General features: G+C 71.4%; 11 protein-coding genes. 4 read left to right on the top strand and 7 right to left on the bottom strand.

Features of this window, described 5'->3' with window-relative positions:
• Nucleotides 1-5 precede the first annotated feature (5 nt).
• Nucleotides 6-1,631, top strand: coding sequence for a phosphoglucomutase (alpha-D-glucose-1,6-bisphosphate-dependent) (gene pgm / locus R9X44_RS16230; protein ID WP_319814997.1), 1,626 nt, complete (start codon nt 6-8; stop codon nt 1,629-1,631).
• Here the strand turns inward: pgm and R9X44_RS16225 are convergent.
• Entirely contained in the window at nt 1,589-2,938 is a 1,350-nt protein-coding gene (locus tag R9X44_RS16225; RefSeq protein WP_319814996.1) for an NAD(P)/FAD-dependent oxidoreductase, read from the bottom strand. The genes pgm and R9X44_RS16225 overlap by 43 nt on opposite strands.
• Before the next feature lie 57 nt (nt 2,939-2,995).
• Between R9X44_RS16225 and bluB the strand changes: the two genes are divergently transcribed.
• Together bluB and R9X44_RS16215 are read left to right on the top strand one after the other, a co-directional pair.
• Nucleotides 2,996-4,801, top strand: a complete 1,806-nt coding sequence (gene bluB / locus R9X44_RS16220) for a 5,6-dimethylbenzimidazole synthase (RefSeq protein ID WP_319814995.1) — start codon at nt 2,996-2,998, stop codon at nt 4,799-4,801.
• 34 nt (nt 4,802-4,835) lie between these two features.
• Nucleotides 4,836-5,804 (top strand): aldo/keto reductase, encoded by a 969-nt coding sequence (locus R9X44_RS16215; RefSeq protein WP_319814994.1) that lies wholly within the window; start codon nt 4,836-4,838, stop codon nt 5,802-5,804.
• A 20-nt stretch (nt 5,805-5,824) separates the two neighbouring features.
• Here the strand turns inward: R9X44_RS16215 and R9X44_RS16210 are convergent, their stop codons facing one another.
• The 5 genes from R9X44_RS16210 to R9X44_RS16190 all read right to left on the bottom strand — a co-directional run bounded on the left by R9X44_RS16210 (nt 5,825) and on the right by R9X44_RS16190 (nt 13,070).
• Nucleotides 5,825-7,996 (bottom strand): NACHT domain-containing protein, encoded by a 2,172-nt coding sequence (locus tag R9X44_RS16210; protein WP_319814993.1) that lies wholly within the window; start codon nt 7,994-7,996, stop codon nt 5,825-5,827.
• A 98-nt stretch (nt 7,997-8,094) separates the two neighbouring features.
• Nucleotides 8,095-9,693 carry an ABC transporter ATP-binding protein gene (locus R9X44_RS16205; protein WP_319814992.1) on the bottom strand — a complete coding sequence of 533 codons (1,599 nt, stop codon included), beginning with the start codon at nt 9,691-9,693 and terminating at the stop codon, nt 8,095-8,097.
• Nucleotides 9,690-10,544, bottom strand: coding sequence for an ABC transporter permease (locus R9X44_RS16200; RefSeq protein WP_319814991.1), 855 nt, complete (start codon nt 10,542-10,544; stop codon nt 9,690-9,692). The genes R9X44_RS16205 and R9X44_RS16200 overlap by 4 nt, the downstream gene beginning before the upstream one ends.
• Nucleotides 10,541-11,500: an ABC transporter permease gene (locus R9X44_RS16195; RefSeq protein WP_319814990.1), complete on the bottom strand. Its 960-nt coding sequence runs from the start codon at nt 11,498-11,500 to the stop codon at nt 10,541-10,543. The genes R9X44_RS16200 and R9X44_RS16195 overlap by 4 nt, the downstream gene beginning before the upstream one ends.
• Before the next feature lie 7 nt (nt 11,501-11,507).
• Nucleotides 11,508-13,070, bottom strand: a complete 1,563-nt coding sequence (locus tag R9X44_RS16190) for an ABC transporter substrate-binding protein (RefSeq protein WP_319814989.1) — start codon at nt 13,068-13,070, stop codon at nt 11,508-11,510.
• 156 nt (nt 13,071-13,226) lie between these two features.
• On the opposite strand from R9X44_RS16190, the gene R9X44_RS16185 reads away from it, so the two are divergent.
• Nucleotides 13,227-14,153 carry a TauD/TfdA family dioxygenase gene (locus R9X44_RS16185; protein WP_319815350.1) on the top strand — a complete coding sequence of 309 codons (927 nt, stop codon included), beginning with the start codon at nt 13,227-13,229 and terminating at the stop codon, nt 14,151-14,153.
• Nucleotides 14,154-14,162: 9 nt separating this feature from the next.
• On the opposite strand, the gene R9X44_RS16180 is transcribed toward R9X44_RS16185, so the two are convergent.
• Entirely contained in the window at nt 14,163-14,765 is a 603-nt protein-coding gene (locus R9X44_RS16180) for a hypothetical protein (protein WP_319814988.1), read from the bottom strand.
• Between the last annotated feature and the right edge of the window lie 44 nt (nt 14,766-14,809).

The raw sequence follows: 14,809 nt of genomic DNA, 5'->3' as shown, positions 1-14,809 counted from the left end.
GGTTCATGGTGAACGAGCGCGCGGGCAAGGCGGCCCGGCACGAGGATCTCATCGACGTCGCATGGCTGGTCACGGCCTACTACGCGATCACGCCCGATCCGTCGCAGGCGTCCCAGAGAGTGTCGTTCGGCACCTCGGGGCACCGCGGCTCGGCCCTCGACGCGGCCTTCAACGAGGCGCACATCCTCGCCACCACCCAGGCGATCTGCGAGTACCGCGCCGCGCAGGGCACCGACGGCCCGCTGTACCTCGGCGCGGACACGCACGCGCTGTCCGACCCGGCCTGGGTGAGCGCCCTGGAGGTGTGCGCGGGCAACGGCGTCACCGTCCGCTACCAGAACGGCTACACCCCGACCCCCGCGGTCTCACACGCGATCCTGACGTTCAACGCCGGGCGCACCTCGCACCTGGCCGACGGGATCGTGGTGACCCCGTCGCACAACCCGCCGCGCGACGGCGGCTTCAAGTACAACCCGCCCAACGGCGGCCCGGCCGACACCGACGCCACCCGCTGGATCCAGGACCGGGCGAACGTCCTGATCGAGGGCGGGCTGAAGGACGTCAAGCGCGTCCCGTTCCAGAAGGCGATCGAGACCGCCGAGTCCTACGACTACCTCACCACCTACGTGAACGACCTGCCGTCGGTGGTCGACCTCGACGCGATCAGGCGCGCGGGCGTGCGGATCGGGGCCGATCCGCTGGGCGGCGCGAGCGTCAACTACTGGGGCGCGATCGCCGACGTGCACGGCCTCGACCTCACCGTCGTCAACCCGACGACCGACCCGACCTGGCGGTTCATGACGCTGGACTGGGACGGCAAGATCCGCATGGACTGCTCGTCCCCGTACGCCATGGCCTCCCTCATCGGGAACAAGGACGCCTACGACATCGCCACCGGCAACGACGCCGACTCCGACAGGCACGGCATCGTCACGCCCGACGGCGGCCTGATGAACCCCAACCACTATCTGGCCGCCGCGATCTCCTACCTGTACGCGCACCGGCCGAACTGGCCAGCCGAGGCCGGGATCGGCAAGACCCTGGTCAGCAGCAGCATGATCGACCGCGTCGCGGCGGGGCTCGGGCGTCGGCTCGTCGAGGTGCCCGTCGGGTTCAAGTGGTTCGTGCCCGGCCTGCTGGACGGCTCGCTCGGCTTCGGCGGCGAGGAGAGCGCGGGCGCGTCGTTCCTGCGCCGCGACGGCTCGGTGTGGACCACGGACAAGGACGGCATCATCCTCGCCCTGCTGGCCTCGGAGATCCTCGCGGTCACCGGCCAGACCCCCAGCGCCCTGTACCGGGAGCTGACGGGCAAGTACGGCGACCCGTCCTACGCCCGCGTGGACGCACCAGCTACTCGCGAGGAGAAGGCGATCCTCGCCAAGCTGTCGCCCGAGCAGGTCACCGCCACCGAGCTCGCGGGCGAGCCGATCACCGCGGTCCTCACCGCCGCGCCCGGCAACGGCGCGCCCATCGGCGGCCTGAAGGTGCAGACGGAGAACGCCTGGTTCGCCGCCCGCCCCTCGGGCACCGAGGACGTCTACAAGATCTACGCCGAGTCCTTCCAGGGCCCCGACCACCTGGCGCGGGTTCAGGACGAGGCGCGCGCCCTGGTGTCGGCGGCGCTGGGCTGAGCGCGGCGTCCGGTGGCGATGTCGAACTCACGGTAGGGGTCGCGCATCGAGCCGAGCGCCACGAACTGCCTGCGGAAGAACAGCGCGAAGGTCCAGTCGCCGAGCACGCGCGCCTTGCGGTTCAGGGTCGGCAGCCGGGTCAGGTGGTAGGTGCGGTGGATGAACCACGCGGGAAGCCCCCGCACCTTCACCCCGTACAGCTGGGCGACGCCCCGGTACAGGCCGAGGCTGGCGACCGAGCCGACGTAGGCGTGCTTGTAGGGCCGCAGCTCGTGGCCGCGCAGCGTCGCGAGCACGTTGTCGGCGAGGCAGCGGGCCTGCCGTACGGCGTGCTGGGCGTTGGGCGCGGTGTAGGCCCCCTCGGTGGTGAGGTCGGGCACCGCGGCGTTGTCGCCCGCGGTGAAGGCGTCGGGGTGGCCCTCGACGGTCAGGTTCACCGTGGCCTTCAGCCTGCCCTTGTCGTCCTTGGGCAGGTCGGTGGCGTTGATCAGGGGGTGCGGCTTCACGCCCGCGGTCCACACCAGGGTCGCGGCCTCGAACACCTTGCCGTCCGACAGCTCGATCCGGCCGCCGACCGCCGAGTTCAGCCGGGTGTTCAGCAGCACCTCGATCTCCTGCTGCCGCAGCTGCTCGACGGTGTAGACGCCGAGTTCCGGGCCGACCTCGGGCAGGATCCGGTCGGTCGCCTCGACCAGCACCCAGCGGGGGCGCGCGTTCAGGGCGGGCAGCCACTTCAGGTAGTCCTGCGCCATGTCCTGGAGTTCGGCCAGCGCCTCGACGCCGGCGAAACCGCCGCCGACGAACACGAACGTCAGGCAGCGGCGGCACTCCTCGGGGTCGCGCGTCGAGGCCGCCCTGTCGAGCAGGCCGAGCACCTGGTTGCGGAGCTGGATGGACTCCTCGATGGTCTTGAAGCCGATGCCGTGCTCGGCGAGGCCGGGGATCGGCAGGGTGCGCGACACCGAGCCGACCGCGAGGACCAGCAGGTCGTAGTCGACGGGCCATGCCTCGCCCGCGGCGATCTCCACGGTCGCGGACTTGCGGGCGTGCTCGATGGAGGTGACGTGCCCGTTGATGATCTTGCAGTGGCGCAGGACGCGGCGCAGCGGGACGATGACGTGCCGGGGCTCGAGGTTGCCCGCCGCGGCCTCGGGCAGGAACGGCTGGTAGGTCATGTAGCCCTGCGGGTCGACCACGGTGATCTCGACCTCGCCGCGCTTCAGCGGGCCGCGCAGTTTCCGCTGGAGTCTGAGCGCGGTGTACAGGCCGACGTAGCCGCCGCCGACGATCAGAATGCGCTTCCTCATACCGGGTCCCGTGCCCAGTGGGGCGGTAAGGAAACAGACAGGCATATCTTCGGATGTATGTCACGTTCGGATCAGAAGCGCTGGAACCGCCCGATTCCCCTGATCGGGGACACGTCGGCGGCGGTCGAGCGGGCCGCCGACCCCGCCGCCTGGGCCTTCGACGCGGCCGCGCGTGACGCCTTCTACGCCGTCGCCGAGGCAAGGCGCGACATCCGGCGCTTCCGGCCCGACCCCGTCCCGGACGCCACGCTCCGCCGCGTCCTCCAGGCCGCCCACACCGCGCCCTCGGTCGGGCACAGCCAGCCGTGGCGCTTCCTCGTCGTCCGCGACCCCTCCCTGCGCGACGCCGCAGCCCTCATGGCCGAGCGCGAGAAACTCGCCCAGGCCGACCTCATGGACGAGGAACGCGGACGCCGTCTGCGCGACCTCAGCCTCGAGGGCATCCGCGCCGCCCCCCTCGGGGTCGTCGTCTGCTGCGACCGCCGCACCCCGGCCACGGGCGTCCTCGGCCGCGCGACCTTCCCCGACGCCGACCTGTGGTCGTGCGCCTGCGCCATCCAGAACCTCTGGCTCGCCGCCCGCGCCGAAGGGCTCGGCCTCGGCTGGGTCACCCTCTTCCCGCCCGACGAACTCGGCGCGCTCCTCGGCCTCCCCGAGGGCGTCACGACGCTGGGCTGGCTGTGCCTCGGCTGGCCCGACGAACTGCCGCCCTCGCCGGGGCTCGAGCGGCGCGGCTGGTCACGTCGGCTGCCGCTCGACGACGTCGTGTTCGCCGACCGCTGGCCGGAGGCCGACGCCGCTCCCCCGCCCAGCCACCTGCCCGCGCCACGGCAGGCGTCCTTCGCCGCGCCGTCCCCGGACGCCGTCGTCGCCGCCCGCGACGGGGCCGACGACCTGCTCGCCGTGCCCGGAGCCCTCGGCGTTCTCGACGCCGCCCTCGACCGCGTCCTGGCCGTCCGCCCCGACGGACCCACCGGGGGATGCCTTGTCCTGGCCGCCTCCGACCACCCCGTCACCCGGTACGGCGTGTCGGCCTTCCCCGCCACGGTGACCCGGCAGATCCTCGACGCTACCCGGGCGGGCGTCTCCCAGGGCGCGAGCGCGGCACGGGCGTCCGGACTGTCCGTTCTCGCGCTCGACGCCGGGGTGCTGCCCGGGCCGGGCACGGCCCCCGACGACCGTCCCGACCTGCACGACAGGCTCGCCGACGCCGTGCGCGTCGGGGGGCCGCGCGGCGACCTCGTCACCGCCGACGCACTCACCGACGTGGCCGCGCGACTGCTCATGGAGGCAGGACGCGTCGCCGGGGAGCACGCGGCCGAAGGCGGGCTCGTCGTGCTCGGCGAGGCCGGGATCGGCAACACCACGCCCGCCGCCGCGCTCGCCGCCGCCCTGCTCGACCTGCCCGCCGACGCCGTCGTCGGCCTCGGCGCGGGATCGGACGCGGCGATCGTCGAACGCAAACACGAGGTCGTCGCCGCCGCGCTCGCCCGCGTCCGCGACCGGCCCCGCACCCCCTTCGAACTCCTCAGCGCGCTCGGCGGCGGCGAGTTCGCCGTCCTCACCGGGGTCATCCTCGGCGCGGCGTCACGCGGCGCGGCGGTCGTCCTGGACGGGCTCGCCACCTCCGTCTCCGCGCTCGCCGCCGTCCGGATGCTGCCCGGCGTCGCCGCCCACCTCGTCGCGGGACAGCGCAGCCGCGAGCGCGGCCACCCCGCCGTGCTGCGCGCCCTCGGCCTCGAACCGCTCCTCGACCTGCGCCTGCGCGCCGGCGAGGGCGTCGGCGGGTGCCTGGCCGCCGGAATGCTCGTCACCGCGCTGCGCACGCGCGCCGAAACCGCACGAACCATGCCGAAGCCCTAAAGTGCTGTTGAAACGATCTTTTCTGGAGGGGATCATGCGTACCGTCGATCTGGGCTCGCAGGGGCTGAAGGTCTCCGCGCAGGGGCTCGGCTGCATGGGCATGAGCCAGTCCTACGGCGTCGCCGACGACACGGTGTCCCTTGCCACCATCGACCGCGCCTTCGAACTCGGCGTCACGTTCTTCGACACCGCCGACGTGTACGGCGTCGGCGGCATCTACGGGTTCGGCGCGAACGAGAAACTGCTCGGCTACGCGCTGCGCGGCCGCCGCGACGAAGCCGTCGTCGCCACCAAGTGCGGCATCAAGGGCATCGTCACCAACGGGATGAAGTTCGACCTCGGCGCGTCGCCCGACTACGTCAGGCAGGCGTGCGAGGACTCGCTCAAGCGGCTGCGCACCGACCGGATCGACCTGTACTACCTGCACCGCGTCGACCCCGCCACGCCGATCGAGGACACCGTCGGCGCGATGGCCGAACTCGTCGCCGAAGGCAAGGTCAGGTACCTCGGGCTTTCCGAGGTCACCGCCGACCAGCTGGAACGTGCCCACGCCGTCCACCCGATCACCGCGGTGCAGAGCGAGTACTCGCTGTGGACGCGCGGGATCGAGGACGAGGTCCTGCCGGCCCTGCGCCGCCTCGGCATCGGGCTCGTGCCGTTCTCCCCGCTCGGCCGCGGCTTCCTCACCGGCACCGTCACCAGCGCCGAGTTCTCCTCCGGCGACATGCGCACGACGAACCCGCGCTTCACCCCCGAGGCCGTCGACGCCAACCAGGCGCTCGTCGCGGTGGTCCGCGAGATCGCCGCCGCCCGCGGCGTCCTGCCGGGCCAGGTCGCCCTCGCCTGGGTCCACTCGCGCGGCTCCGACGTCGTGCCCATCCCCGGCACCAAGCGCCCCACCTACCTCGAGCAGAACGCGGCGGCCGCCGACCTCGCACTCTCCGACGACGACCTCGCCCGCCTCGACTCCCTCGCCGCCCAGGTGACGGGCTCGCGCTACTGATGCCACGCGCGCGCCGGGCCTCACCCCGGCGCGCGCAACGCCCCCTGCTCCCACCGGGTCGCCAGATGGTCCTGGAAGTCGGCGTGCCGGAATTGGTACACCGGCCCGACCGCCCTGAGCAGCCCGAGCCGGTGCGCGTCGTCAAGGAAGCCCATGAGGTCCCGGGGAGCGAGCCTCCGCCGCCACAGATCGAACGAAACGATCAGGTAGGCGGGCCACACCCGATGCTCGTCCCGGATGGCGATCCCGAGGGACGCCCCGGCGAACCCCAGGGCGAAGTCCCAGGCGACCAAGCCATCCCCCGCGGTGACCGCCATCGCGCAGACGCCGAAGGCGATCCCCGAGACCGCGACAGCGCCGACGTTGAGCGCTCGGTCCGCACGCCAGGCCGCCCTCGGCGTGATCGCGCTCCCGTCGTCCATCGGCGCCTCCATCGCCGCCAGGAGCACGCCCGCCGCGGCCGCCGACCCCGCGAGCGTCCCTCCGACGAGAACGACCCGCAGGCCCACGCCGTCGAGGAACAGCGCGATCGCCGCGAGCAGGAGTCCCACGCCGGTTCCGCCGATCACGCCGAACAACACGACGCGGGTGAGCCGCCCGAGGAGCACACCGCGTCCCACGCGTGAGCGACCCTCGGAGGAGAGGGCGCTGTAGCCCGGATCGTCCCAGGGCCAGCGCCGCGACGTCCGCCACGTCATCACCAGGACGGCGAGGGACAGACCGAGCGCGACGCTCCAGCTCTCGCCGCCTCCTTCGAGCGCCACGAAACCGACCGGGAGGGGTTGTCCCAGCGCGCCGAGGGCCAGCGACGGCCCCGCGAAGACCAGCGTCATCACGACCGCCGCCATCGCACGGAAGCGGGCGCGCGGCATCGCCGTCGCCGCCAGCCGCCACCAGACGAGGTCGCGGGTCGGCGACTGGACCGTGTGGGTGAGGTGGTGTGCCAGGTAGGCGAGCCGGCGCAGGACGTCGCCGGGGTCGTGGGCGCGGCGCGGACGGAACATGTCGCTCGCGTCGCCGGTAGGCGGGCGGGTGGCGACGAGCGCGCCGACGAGGCTGTCGAACAGATGCGCGCGCAGGTGGGCCGCCGAAGGGTGCACGGACGGATCGGTGAGGTGCGCGGGGTCGGCGGCGGGCCGGATCTGGGTGACCCGGACCAGCCACAGGCCGAGCGGGGTCGCGCCCACCTCCGCGAGCGCGGGCGCGGAGCCGCCTTCCAGCGCGTCAAGGCAAGCCCGCCAGGTCGCGGAGGGGACGGGCGGCAGGCAGTGCCGCAGGTAGTCGGCGGCGACCTGAGGGGTGAGCGGGTCGGGCTCGATGACGGCCGCGCCCGTCAGCACATCGCCCGCGCCCGCGACGAGTTCGGCGTACTCGTCCGTGCGGCAGGTGACGATCAGCTGGCCCGTGTCCCCGAGGTGCCGGTTCAGCGCGCCGAGCATCGCCGTGCGCGCGTCGGGCGGCACCTCGTCGAGCCCGTCGAGCACCGGCAGCACCATCCGGTCGGCCACGACGTGCCGCGCGCCATGGCCGCCGAACTCGCGGGCCGACAGCACCGGGTAGTTCAGCCGCAGCTGCTCGGCAAGCCACTGCCAGCAGTCCGGCACCGCGCCGACGTCCCAGGACGCCGCCGACAGCAGCACCGGCACCGGCTCGCCCGCCCTGCGCCCGGCCAGCAGCTCCCGCACGAGCTGGACGGCGAGCGTCGTCTTGCCCATGCCCGGCTCCCCCAGCACCACAAGACGGCGGCGGCGCAGCCCCCGGAAGCGCTCGGCGAGTTCCCCGATCCTGTCGGAGGTGCCGTCCCAGACCGGGACGCCGTCGGCGGCGACGCTCGTCGCGTGGTCCATGACGGGCAGGCCGGTGAGCCGCCACCGGACCGGGATCGGGTCGGGGTCGTCGAGCTGCCTGGCCACCGCCTCCTGCCGCCACTGGTCGGCGACGACCCGGGCGAGCACGTCGGACGCCGACTCGACCGCGTCGGAGGTGACGGCCTGGGCGCGGCGTCCCCGCGACCACCACACGCACAGCAGCGCCGCCGGAACGCCCGCAGCGAGCACCACGCCGACGACCTGGCCGACGTCGGCGGCGGTGTCGAGGCCCTTGTCGTGCAGCACCTTCAGCACCACCGCCACCGACGCGGCGAGCAGCAGCAGCCCCGCCGCGAGCGCGGCGTCCCTCCGGCGTCCCGTCATGCGGCCCATTGTGGAGGCGCGGATCACGACCGAACGGGCGAATTCTGGAATTCACGGGTAGATCCGGAGGCGACCGCCTTTACGTAGTAAGTCCGATTTCAGGCGGTCGCCTTCAGGTGGTGCCTGGTTCGCTGGGCGTCGGGGTCGGGGATCGGAGCCGAGTCGAGCAGGGCGCGGGTGTAGGGGGTCGAGGGCGAGGTGAGGATCTGGGCGGCGGGGCCCTGCTCGATGAGGTGGCCGTCGCGCAGGACGGCGACGCGGTCGGCGATCTGGTCGACCACGGCGAGGTCGTGGCTGATGAACAGGCACGCGAACCCGTGCAGGTCCTGGAGCTCGGAGAACAGCTCAAGGACCGTGGCCTGTACGGACACGTCGAGCGCGCTGGTGGGCTCGTCGGCCACCAGGAAGTCGGGCTCGAGCGCGAGCGCGCGGGCCAGGGCGACGCGCTGGCGCTGCCCGCCCGACAGCTCACGCGGCAGCCGCGACCCGTGCTCTTTGGTCAGCCGCACCTGCTCGAGCAGCTCCTCGGCCCGCGCGACGCGCTCGGCACGGCTCCCCACCTGGTGTACGTCGAGCGGCTCGGTGATCGAGTCGAGGACCGTCCTGCGCGGGTCGAGCGAGGCCGCCGGGTCCTGGTGCACGACGCCGATCCGCCGCCGCAGCACGCGCAGCTCGGCGCGGCCGAGCCCGGTGAGGTCGGTGCCGAACAGCCGCACCGACCCGGCCGACGGGCGCAGCCTGCCCACCGCGACCCGGCCGAGCGTCGTCTTGCCCGAGCCCGACTCGCCGACGAGTCCGAGCACCTCCCCCGGCGCTACCTGGAGGGTGATCTTGTCGAGCGCGGCGGGCCGTCCTGGATGGTCGACGACGAGCCCGTCGACGGCGAACGCGGGGATTCCGTCGGATATCTGGCGTTCCGTCCGCTCGCGTCGGCCGAGCCTGGGCACCGAGGCGAGCAGCTCGCGCGTGTACGGGGTCGAGGGCGCGGCGAACAGCTTCCGCACGTCCTGGGTCTCCAGCACCCGGCCGTCGCGCATGACGGCGACCCTGTCGGCGAGGTCGGCCACGACGCCCATGTTGTGCGTGATGAGCAGCACCGCGAGCCGCCGCGTCCTTTGCAGCTCGCGCAGCAGCGCAAGGATCTCGGCCTGTACGGTGACGTCCAAGGCCGTCGTGGGCTCGTCGGCGATGAGGACGTCGGGGTCGGCCGCCAAGGCGAGCGCCAAGACAACACGCTGCTTCTGGCCGCCGGAGAACTGGTGAGGGTAGTCGCGCGCCCTCTCGGGCGGAATCCCCACCTGCTCCAGCAGCTCCCCTACGCGTCCGCGCCTCTCCCGCTTGTCTTTCACGCCGTGCGCGCGCAGCACCTCGCCGATCTGCCACCCGACCCGCTCCACCGGGTTGAGCGCCGTCGAAGGCTCCTGGAACACCAGGGCGATCCGCGCGCCGCGCACCGCGCGCAACTCGTCCTCGGGGAGGCCGAGCAGTTCCCGTCCATCGAGCTTGATGCTCCCGGCCGCGCGCGCCGAGGACGGCAGCAGGCCGAGCACGGCCAGCGCCGTCACCGACTTGCCCGACCCCGACTCTCCGACGACCGCGAGCACCTCGTTCTCGTGCAGGTCGAGGGCGACGTCCTCGACCGCGGTCGCGCCGGGGAACTCCACGCGCAGGTTCTCGATCCGCAAGAGCGCGCTCACGACGCCTCCCCTCGCCGCGCCGCCACCAGGGCCTGCGCGATCAACTGGAATCCCAGGACGAGTACGACGATGACCGCCAGCGGGCCGACCGCGTACATGGTGTTCGCGCCGAGCTGCGCCATCGCGTCGGCGAGCACCCCGCCGAGCGACGGCTCTGGCGGGCGCACCCCGATGCCGATGAAGTTCATCGCGCTGCTGATGAACACCGCGCCCGACGCCGACAGCGCGAGCTGGACGATCAGCGAGTCGAGGATGTTCGGCAGCACGTGCTTGCGCAGCACCCACGTGCGTGACGCGCCCATCGACTCGGCCGCGTCGACGTAAGGCAGCTCGCGCACCTTGAGCGTCGCCGCGCGGACGAGCCGTCCGAACAGCGGGACCTCGGCCCCGATGACGACGCAGACGACGGGCAGCACCCCGACGCCGGTGACCGCCGCGATCCCGATGCCGAGGATGATCGGCGGGAAGGCGAGGACGACGTCGAAAGCGCGCTGGGCGACCACGTCGGAAGGCCCGGTCTGGCTGGCGACGAGGCCGACGAGCCCGCCGAGCAGCGCCCCCGCGGGGACCGCGACGAGACAGATGAACAGGTCGATCCGGATGCCGTACAGGACCCGGGAGAACACGTCGCGGTTGACCTCGTCGGTGCCGAACAGGTGAGTCCCGCTCGCGCCGAGCAGGTTCGCGCCGGGGATCTGCTCCTGCGACGAGAACGGCGCGAGGAGTGGCGCGAGCAGCCCGGCGAGCACGACCACGCCGACCAGAACGACCCCGACGAGCCCGCGCCCTCCCCTCAGCGCCCCGCGTTTGGCACGCGGGCGGGCCGGAGCCTTGAGCGTCGCGGTGGTCATCGTGCCCCTCCCAGCCTGACGCGCGGATCGAGCAGCGCGTGCGCGACGTCGGTCAGCAGCTGCAGGACCGCGAAGACCGCGACCGACAGCATCAGCAGCACCTGCACCACCGGATAGTCGCGGCCGGTGACCGCCCGCTCGATCAGCAGGCCGAGGCCCGGCCAGGAGAACGTGAACTCCACGAGCACCGCGCCGCCGAGCAGCGCGCCGGTCTGCAGGCCGAGCACGGTAAGGCTCGTCGGCAGGATGTTGCGCAGCGCGTGCCTGACCAGCACCCGCCGCCGGGACACCCCGGCGGCGAGCGCGGTCACCACGTACGGCTGGGCCAGCTCGGTGCGCAGCGACTCGGCGACATAGCGGGTGAGGACCGCGCCGACCGGGAGCGCCAGGCAGATCGCGGGCATCAACAGGTACTGGAAGGTGATCGACGGGTTCGCCAGCAGGCCGTCACGCGGCACCCCGCCCGTCGGCAGCACCGGGAAGAAGATGCCGAACACCAGGATCAGCGCGACGCCCATGACGAACGTCGGCACCGCCACCGCAAGCGTGTTCGCGCCCGTCAGCAGGTTGTCGAGCCAGGGCTTGCGGGTGCCCGCCCAGACGGTGCCGAGGACCAACGCGGCGATGACGGCGAGGACAAGCGCGCTACCCGTCAACAGAAGGGTGTTGGCGAGGGCGTCGGTGACGAGCGCGCCGATCGTCCCGCCGATCAGGTACGACCTGCCGGTGTCGAACGTGAGCAGCCCGCCCAGCCACTGGACGTACTGCGTCGCCCAGGGCCGGTCGAGACCGAGTTCCTTGCGGATCGCCTCGACCACGTCGGGCGTGGCGTTCGCGCCGGCCAGCGCCGTCGCCGGGTCGCCCGGCACGAGCCGGAGGACCGCGAAGATCAGCAGGGACGACACGAACAGCACGACCCCCAGCGACGGCAGACGCCGCAGCACATAGGAAGTCATCGCCCGCTCACCCGGTCAGCTGGGCGTCGGTCAGCACGAGCTCGAGCCGCTTGGTGTAGCCGACGCCCTTGACGCGCTCGCTCACCGCCCAGCGGTTCTCGATGATCGCGATCTCGATGAGGAACAGGTTGTCCAGCAGGTCCTTCGACAGGGCCGCGTAGGACTCGATCGCCTCCGGGCTGTCGCCCTTGAGCTGCTTCCACGCGGCGTCGGCGTGCTTGGTGTAGTCGTCGGAGGAGAAGTGCGAGGTGTTCTTGAGCGCGTTGAACGGGTAGGCGCTGACCGTCAGCGTCGAGGGGGTGTACTGCGCCCACGAGTGGTACGTCGTCCACAGGCCCGCGAACTTGCCGCCGATGAGCTGCGCGACGAACGTCGGCGCGTCCAGCGGCTCGAGCTCGACCTCGATGCCGATCTCCTTGAGGTTCGCCTGGACGATCTGGGCGGTCGCCTCGAACAGCGGCGACGGGCTCTGGTAGTTGTACTTGAGCGTCGGCACCTTCTTGCCGTAGTCGGCGAGCAGCTCCTTGGCCTTGGCCACGTCACGCGTGTACGTGCTGTTCAGCTTCTCGTCGTAAGCGGGCGACGTCTTCGGCCAGGGAAGGTTCGCGGTGTAACCGCTGCCCCGGAACACCTCGGCAAGGATGCGCTCCCGGTCGAGGGCGTAGGCGATGGCCTGCCTTACCCGGATGTCCTTCAGGCCCTCGGCGGTGACGTTCGTGCCGACGTAGATCTGGGTCTCCGCGCCCGTCAGCTGGATCTTGGAGATCTTGCCGGTCTTCTCCAGCCGCTCGACGTCGAGGTTGCTGATGCCGTAGGCGTAGTCGATCTGACCGCCGCGGATCTGGTTGGCCTGGGCCGTCGCGTCGGCGACGACCGCGATGTCGACGGCGTCGAGGTAGGGGCGTCCGGCGACCCGGTAGTCGGGGTTCTTGCTGAACTGCAGGCGCGCGTTCGGCGTCCACTTGTCGAACTTGAACGGGCCGGTCCCGACGTACTTGCTGCCGTCGGCGATCCCGGCGAACGTCTCCTTGTCGACGATCGGGACGATCTCCAGCAGGTCGAGGATATTGCCGAGCGGGTGCGCCAGGCGCAGCACCGCGACGTTCGGGTCCTTGGTGTCGATCTCCTTGATCGCGGCAGCCGTGCTCTTCAGCTGACCGTTCCACTTCGGGTCGGCGTAGGTCTCCAGCGAGAACTTGACGTCGTCGGAGGTGAGCGCGCGGCCCGTGTGGAACTTGACGTCCTTGCGCAGGTTCAGCGTGACGGTGAGGCCGTCGTCGGAGATGGTCCAGCTCTCGGCGAGGCGCGGCTCGGCCTTGAGCGAGTCGTTCGGGTAGTGGACAAGGCTCTCGAAGACGAGGCCGATGATGGTCGTCACACCGTGGTTGGAGTTGGTGTAGAAGTTCGCGGGCACGAGGTCGCTGCCGATGGCGCCGAGGAACGTGCCGCCCTCCTGGGGCTCGCCGGAGCCCTCCGCGTCCACCGCGGACGCACATCCGGTGAGGCTCAGCAGGACGGCTCCGCCGGCCAGGCCGGACAGCAGGGTGCGGCGGGACAGAGTGGTGCTCAAGGGGACACTTCTCCTCGGATCGTCCCGTGAGACGGGCTCTCGGGGGGTTCACTGTGGCGCTTTTGTATGTTATTCCTACTCATTAAGTCAAGTAAGTAGGGATTCGGAGGTGTGCGACACACCGTCCCGATCCCCGGCACGAAGGAGCACCACCCGATGGGCAACCCGGCGAGCGAACCGAAGAACCTCAAGGTCACGCAGGTCGGCGGCGCGATCGGCGCCGTCGTGTCAGGGCTGCGGATCGGCGCGGACCTCGACCCGGCCGACGTCGCCGAGTTCCGTGCGGCGCTGCTGCGGCACCGCGTCGTCTTCCTGCGCGACCAGCACCACGCGACCGACGCCGACCAGTACGCGTTCGCCGCGCAGCTCGGCGAGGTCACCTCACCGCACCCGACGGTCCGCGGCGACGGCCACGCGATCCTCCCGATCGACTCCGAGCAGGGCAAGGCCAACAGCTGGCACACCGACGTGACGTTCGTCGACCGCATCCCGGCCATCTCGGTCCTGCGCGCCGTCACCCTCCCGCCCTACGGCGGCACGACCGTCTGGGCCAACACCGTCGCCGCCTACGCCGACCTCCACCCCGCCCTCAAGGCCCTCGCCGGCCAGCTCCGCGTCGTCCACTCCAACGCCTACGACTACGCCCTGGAGCGCCCGACCTCCGTCAACGGCATCGACACCCGCGAGGAGCAGTACCGCGAGGAGTTCGCCAACAAGGTCTTCCGCACCGAACACCCCCTGGTCCGCATCCACCCCGAAACCGGCGAACCCTCCCTCCTGCTAGGCCACTTCGCCCAGTCGATCCCCGGCCTGTCCACCGCCGACTTCCACGACATCTTCACCCTCTTCCAGCGCCACATCACCCGCCTGGAACACACCGTCCGCTGGTCCTGGTCCCCCGGCGACATCGCCATCTGGGACAACCGTTCCACCCAGCACTACGCCGTGGCCGACTACGACGCCCACCCCCGCCTCCTCCACCGCATCACCATCGCCGGCGACATCCCCCTCGGCCTGGACAACACCCCCAGCCACCCCCTAGAAGGCGACGCCTCAACCTTCTCCCCCCTCCAACCCACCTAACCCACCCCTTCATCCCCAGGACCTCGATGCCCCGCCTAAAAAGGAGCACCGGTCTTCTTGGCCCATATGGGTGATCTCCTGGAGCAATGCGTAGCCGAACCGTAGAAAGTACTCGTGCCCGTCCGTCAGGCTGCGGCCCGTATAGCTGCGGTAGTGACCCCACACGTCGATCTCCTTGATCTCGTCGAAATGGGTCTTCAGGTCGGATTCCAGGAAGTGCCATACCTCAGGATTTCTGTTCCCGTCGCGGGCCGAAGGCCACCAGCGGAATTCCGCGACGTTCAAGAATCCCAGCGAGTCCTCGAAGGTCATATGGAAGACGAACTCCGGCCATACCGGGAACCGGTACCACTGGCCATCCCCGGAATATTCGGCCGGACTCAGCACAGCCGCCCCCTCCAGCATCCGCGCGACATCCTCGGACATGGCAGGCGCCGGCCCGGGCTCCCGGAAACGCGGGCGAAGCAGCTTGGACACCCTCTCGGACGCCCTGTTCAGATCAATCTCAGATTTCTGAAACCTCTCAAGCAAAGCAACCAGCGCCGCTGCCGGAGGCATCATGGTCTTCAGCAAATAGAGCTGGAACTCGACCACACCCAGCTCCTCCCGCATTCTCATGCCTCCTCCAAAGCCAGCGTTCAAGACAGGTCCAGCAG

This window comes from Actinocorallia sp. A-T 12471 (genome assembly GCF_033875155.1).
GTDB lineage: Bacteria > Actinomycetota > Actinomycetes > Streptosporangiales > Streptosporangiaceae > Actinocorallia.
The sequence above is the reverse complement of the archived record's forward strand: the minus strand, read 5'-3'. Positions and strand labels throughout refer to the sequence as shown.

Bases quoted from the DNA above. Each gene is read 5' to 3' on its own strand.
- pgm (WP_319814997.1), top strand. From the start codon at position 6: ATGGTGAACGAGCGCGCGGGCAAGGCGGCCCGGCACGAGGATCTCATC.
- R9X44_RS16225 (WP_319814996.1), bottom strand. From the start codon at position 2,938: ATGAGGAAGCGCATTCTGATCGTCGGCGGCGGCTACGTCGGCCTGTAC.
- bluB (WP_319814995.1), top strand. From the start codon at position 2,996: ATGTCACGTTCGGATCAGAAGCGCTGGAACCGCCCGATTCCCCTGATC.
- R9X44_RS16215 (WP_319814994.1), top strand. From the start codon at position 4,836: ATGCGTACCGTCGATCTGGGCTCGCAGGGGCTGAAGGTCTCCGCGCAG.
- R9X44_RS16210 (WP_319814993.1), bottom strand. From the start codon at position 7,996: ATGACGGGACGCCGGAGGGACGCCGCGCTCGCGGCGGGGCTGCTGCTG.
- R9X44_RS16200 (WP_319814991.1), bottom strand. From the start codon at position 10,544: ATGACCACCGCGACGCTCAAGGCTCCGGCCCGCCCGCGTGCCAAACGC.
- R9X44_RS16195 (WP_319814990.1), bottom strand. From the start codon at position 11,500: ATGACTTCCTATGTGCTGCGGCGTCTGCCGTCGCTGGGGGTCGTGCTG.
- R9X44_RS16185 (WP_319815350.1), top strand. From the start codon at position 13,227: ATGGGCAACCCGGCGAGCGAACCGAAGAACCTCAAGGTCACGCAGGTC.
- R9X44_RS16180 (WP_319814988.1), bottom strand. From the start codon at position 14,765: ATGCGGGAGGAGCTGGGTGTGGTCGAGTTCCAGCTCTATTTGCTGAAG.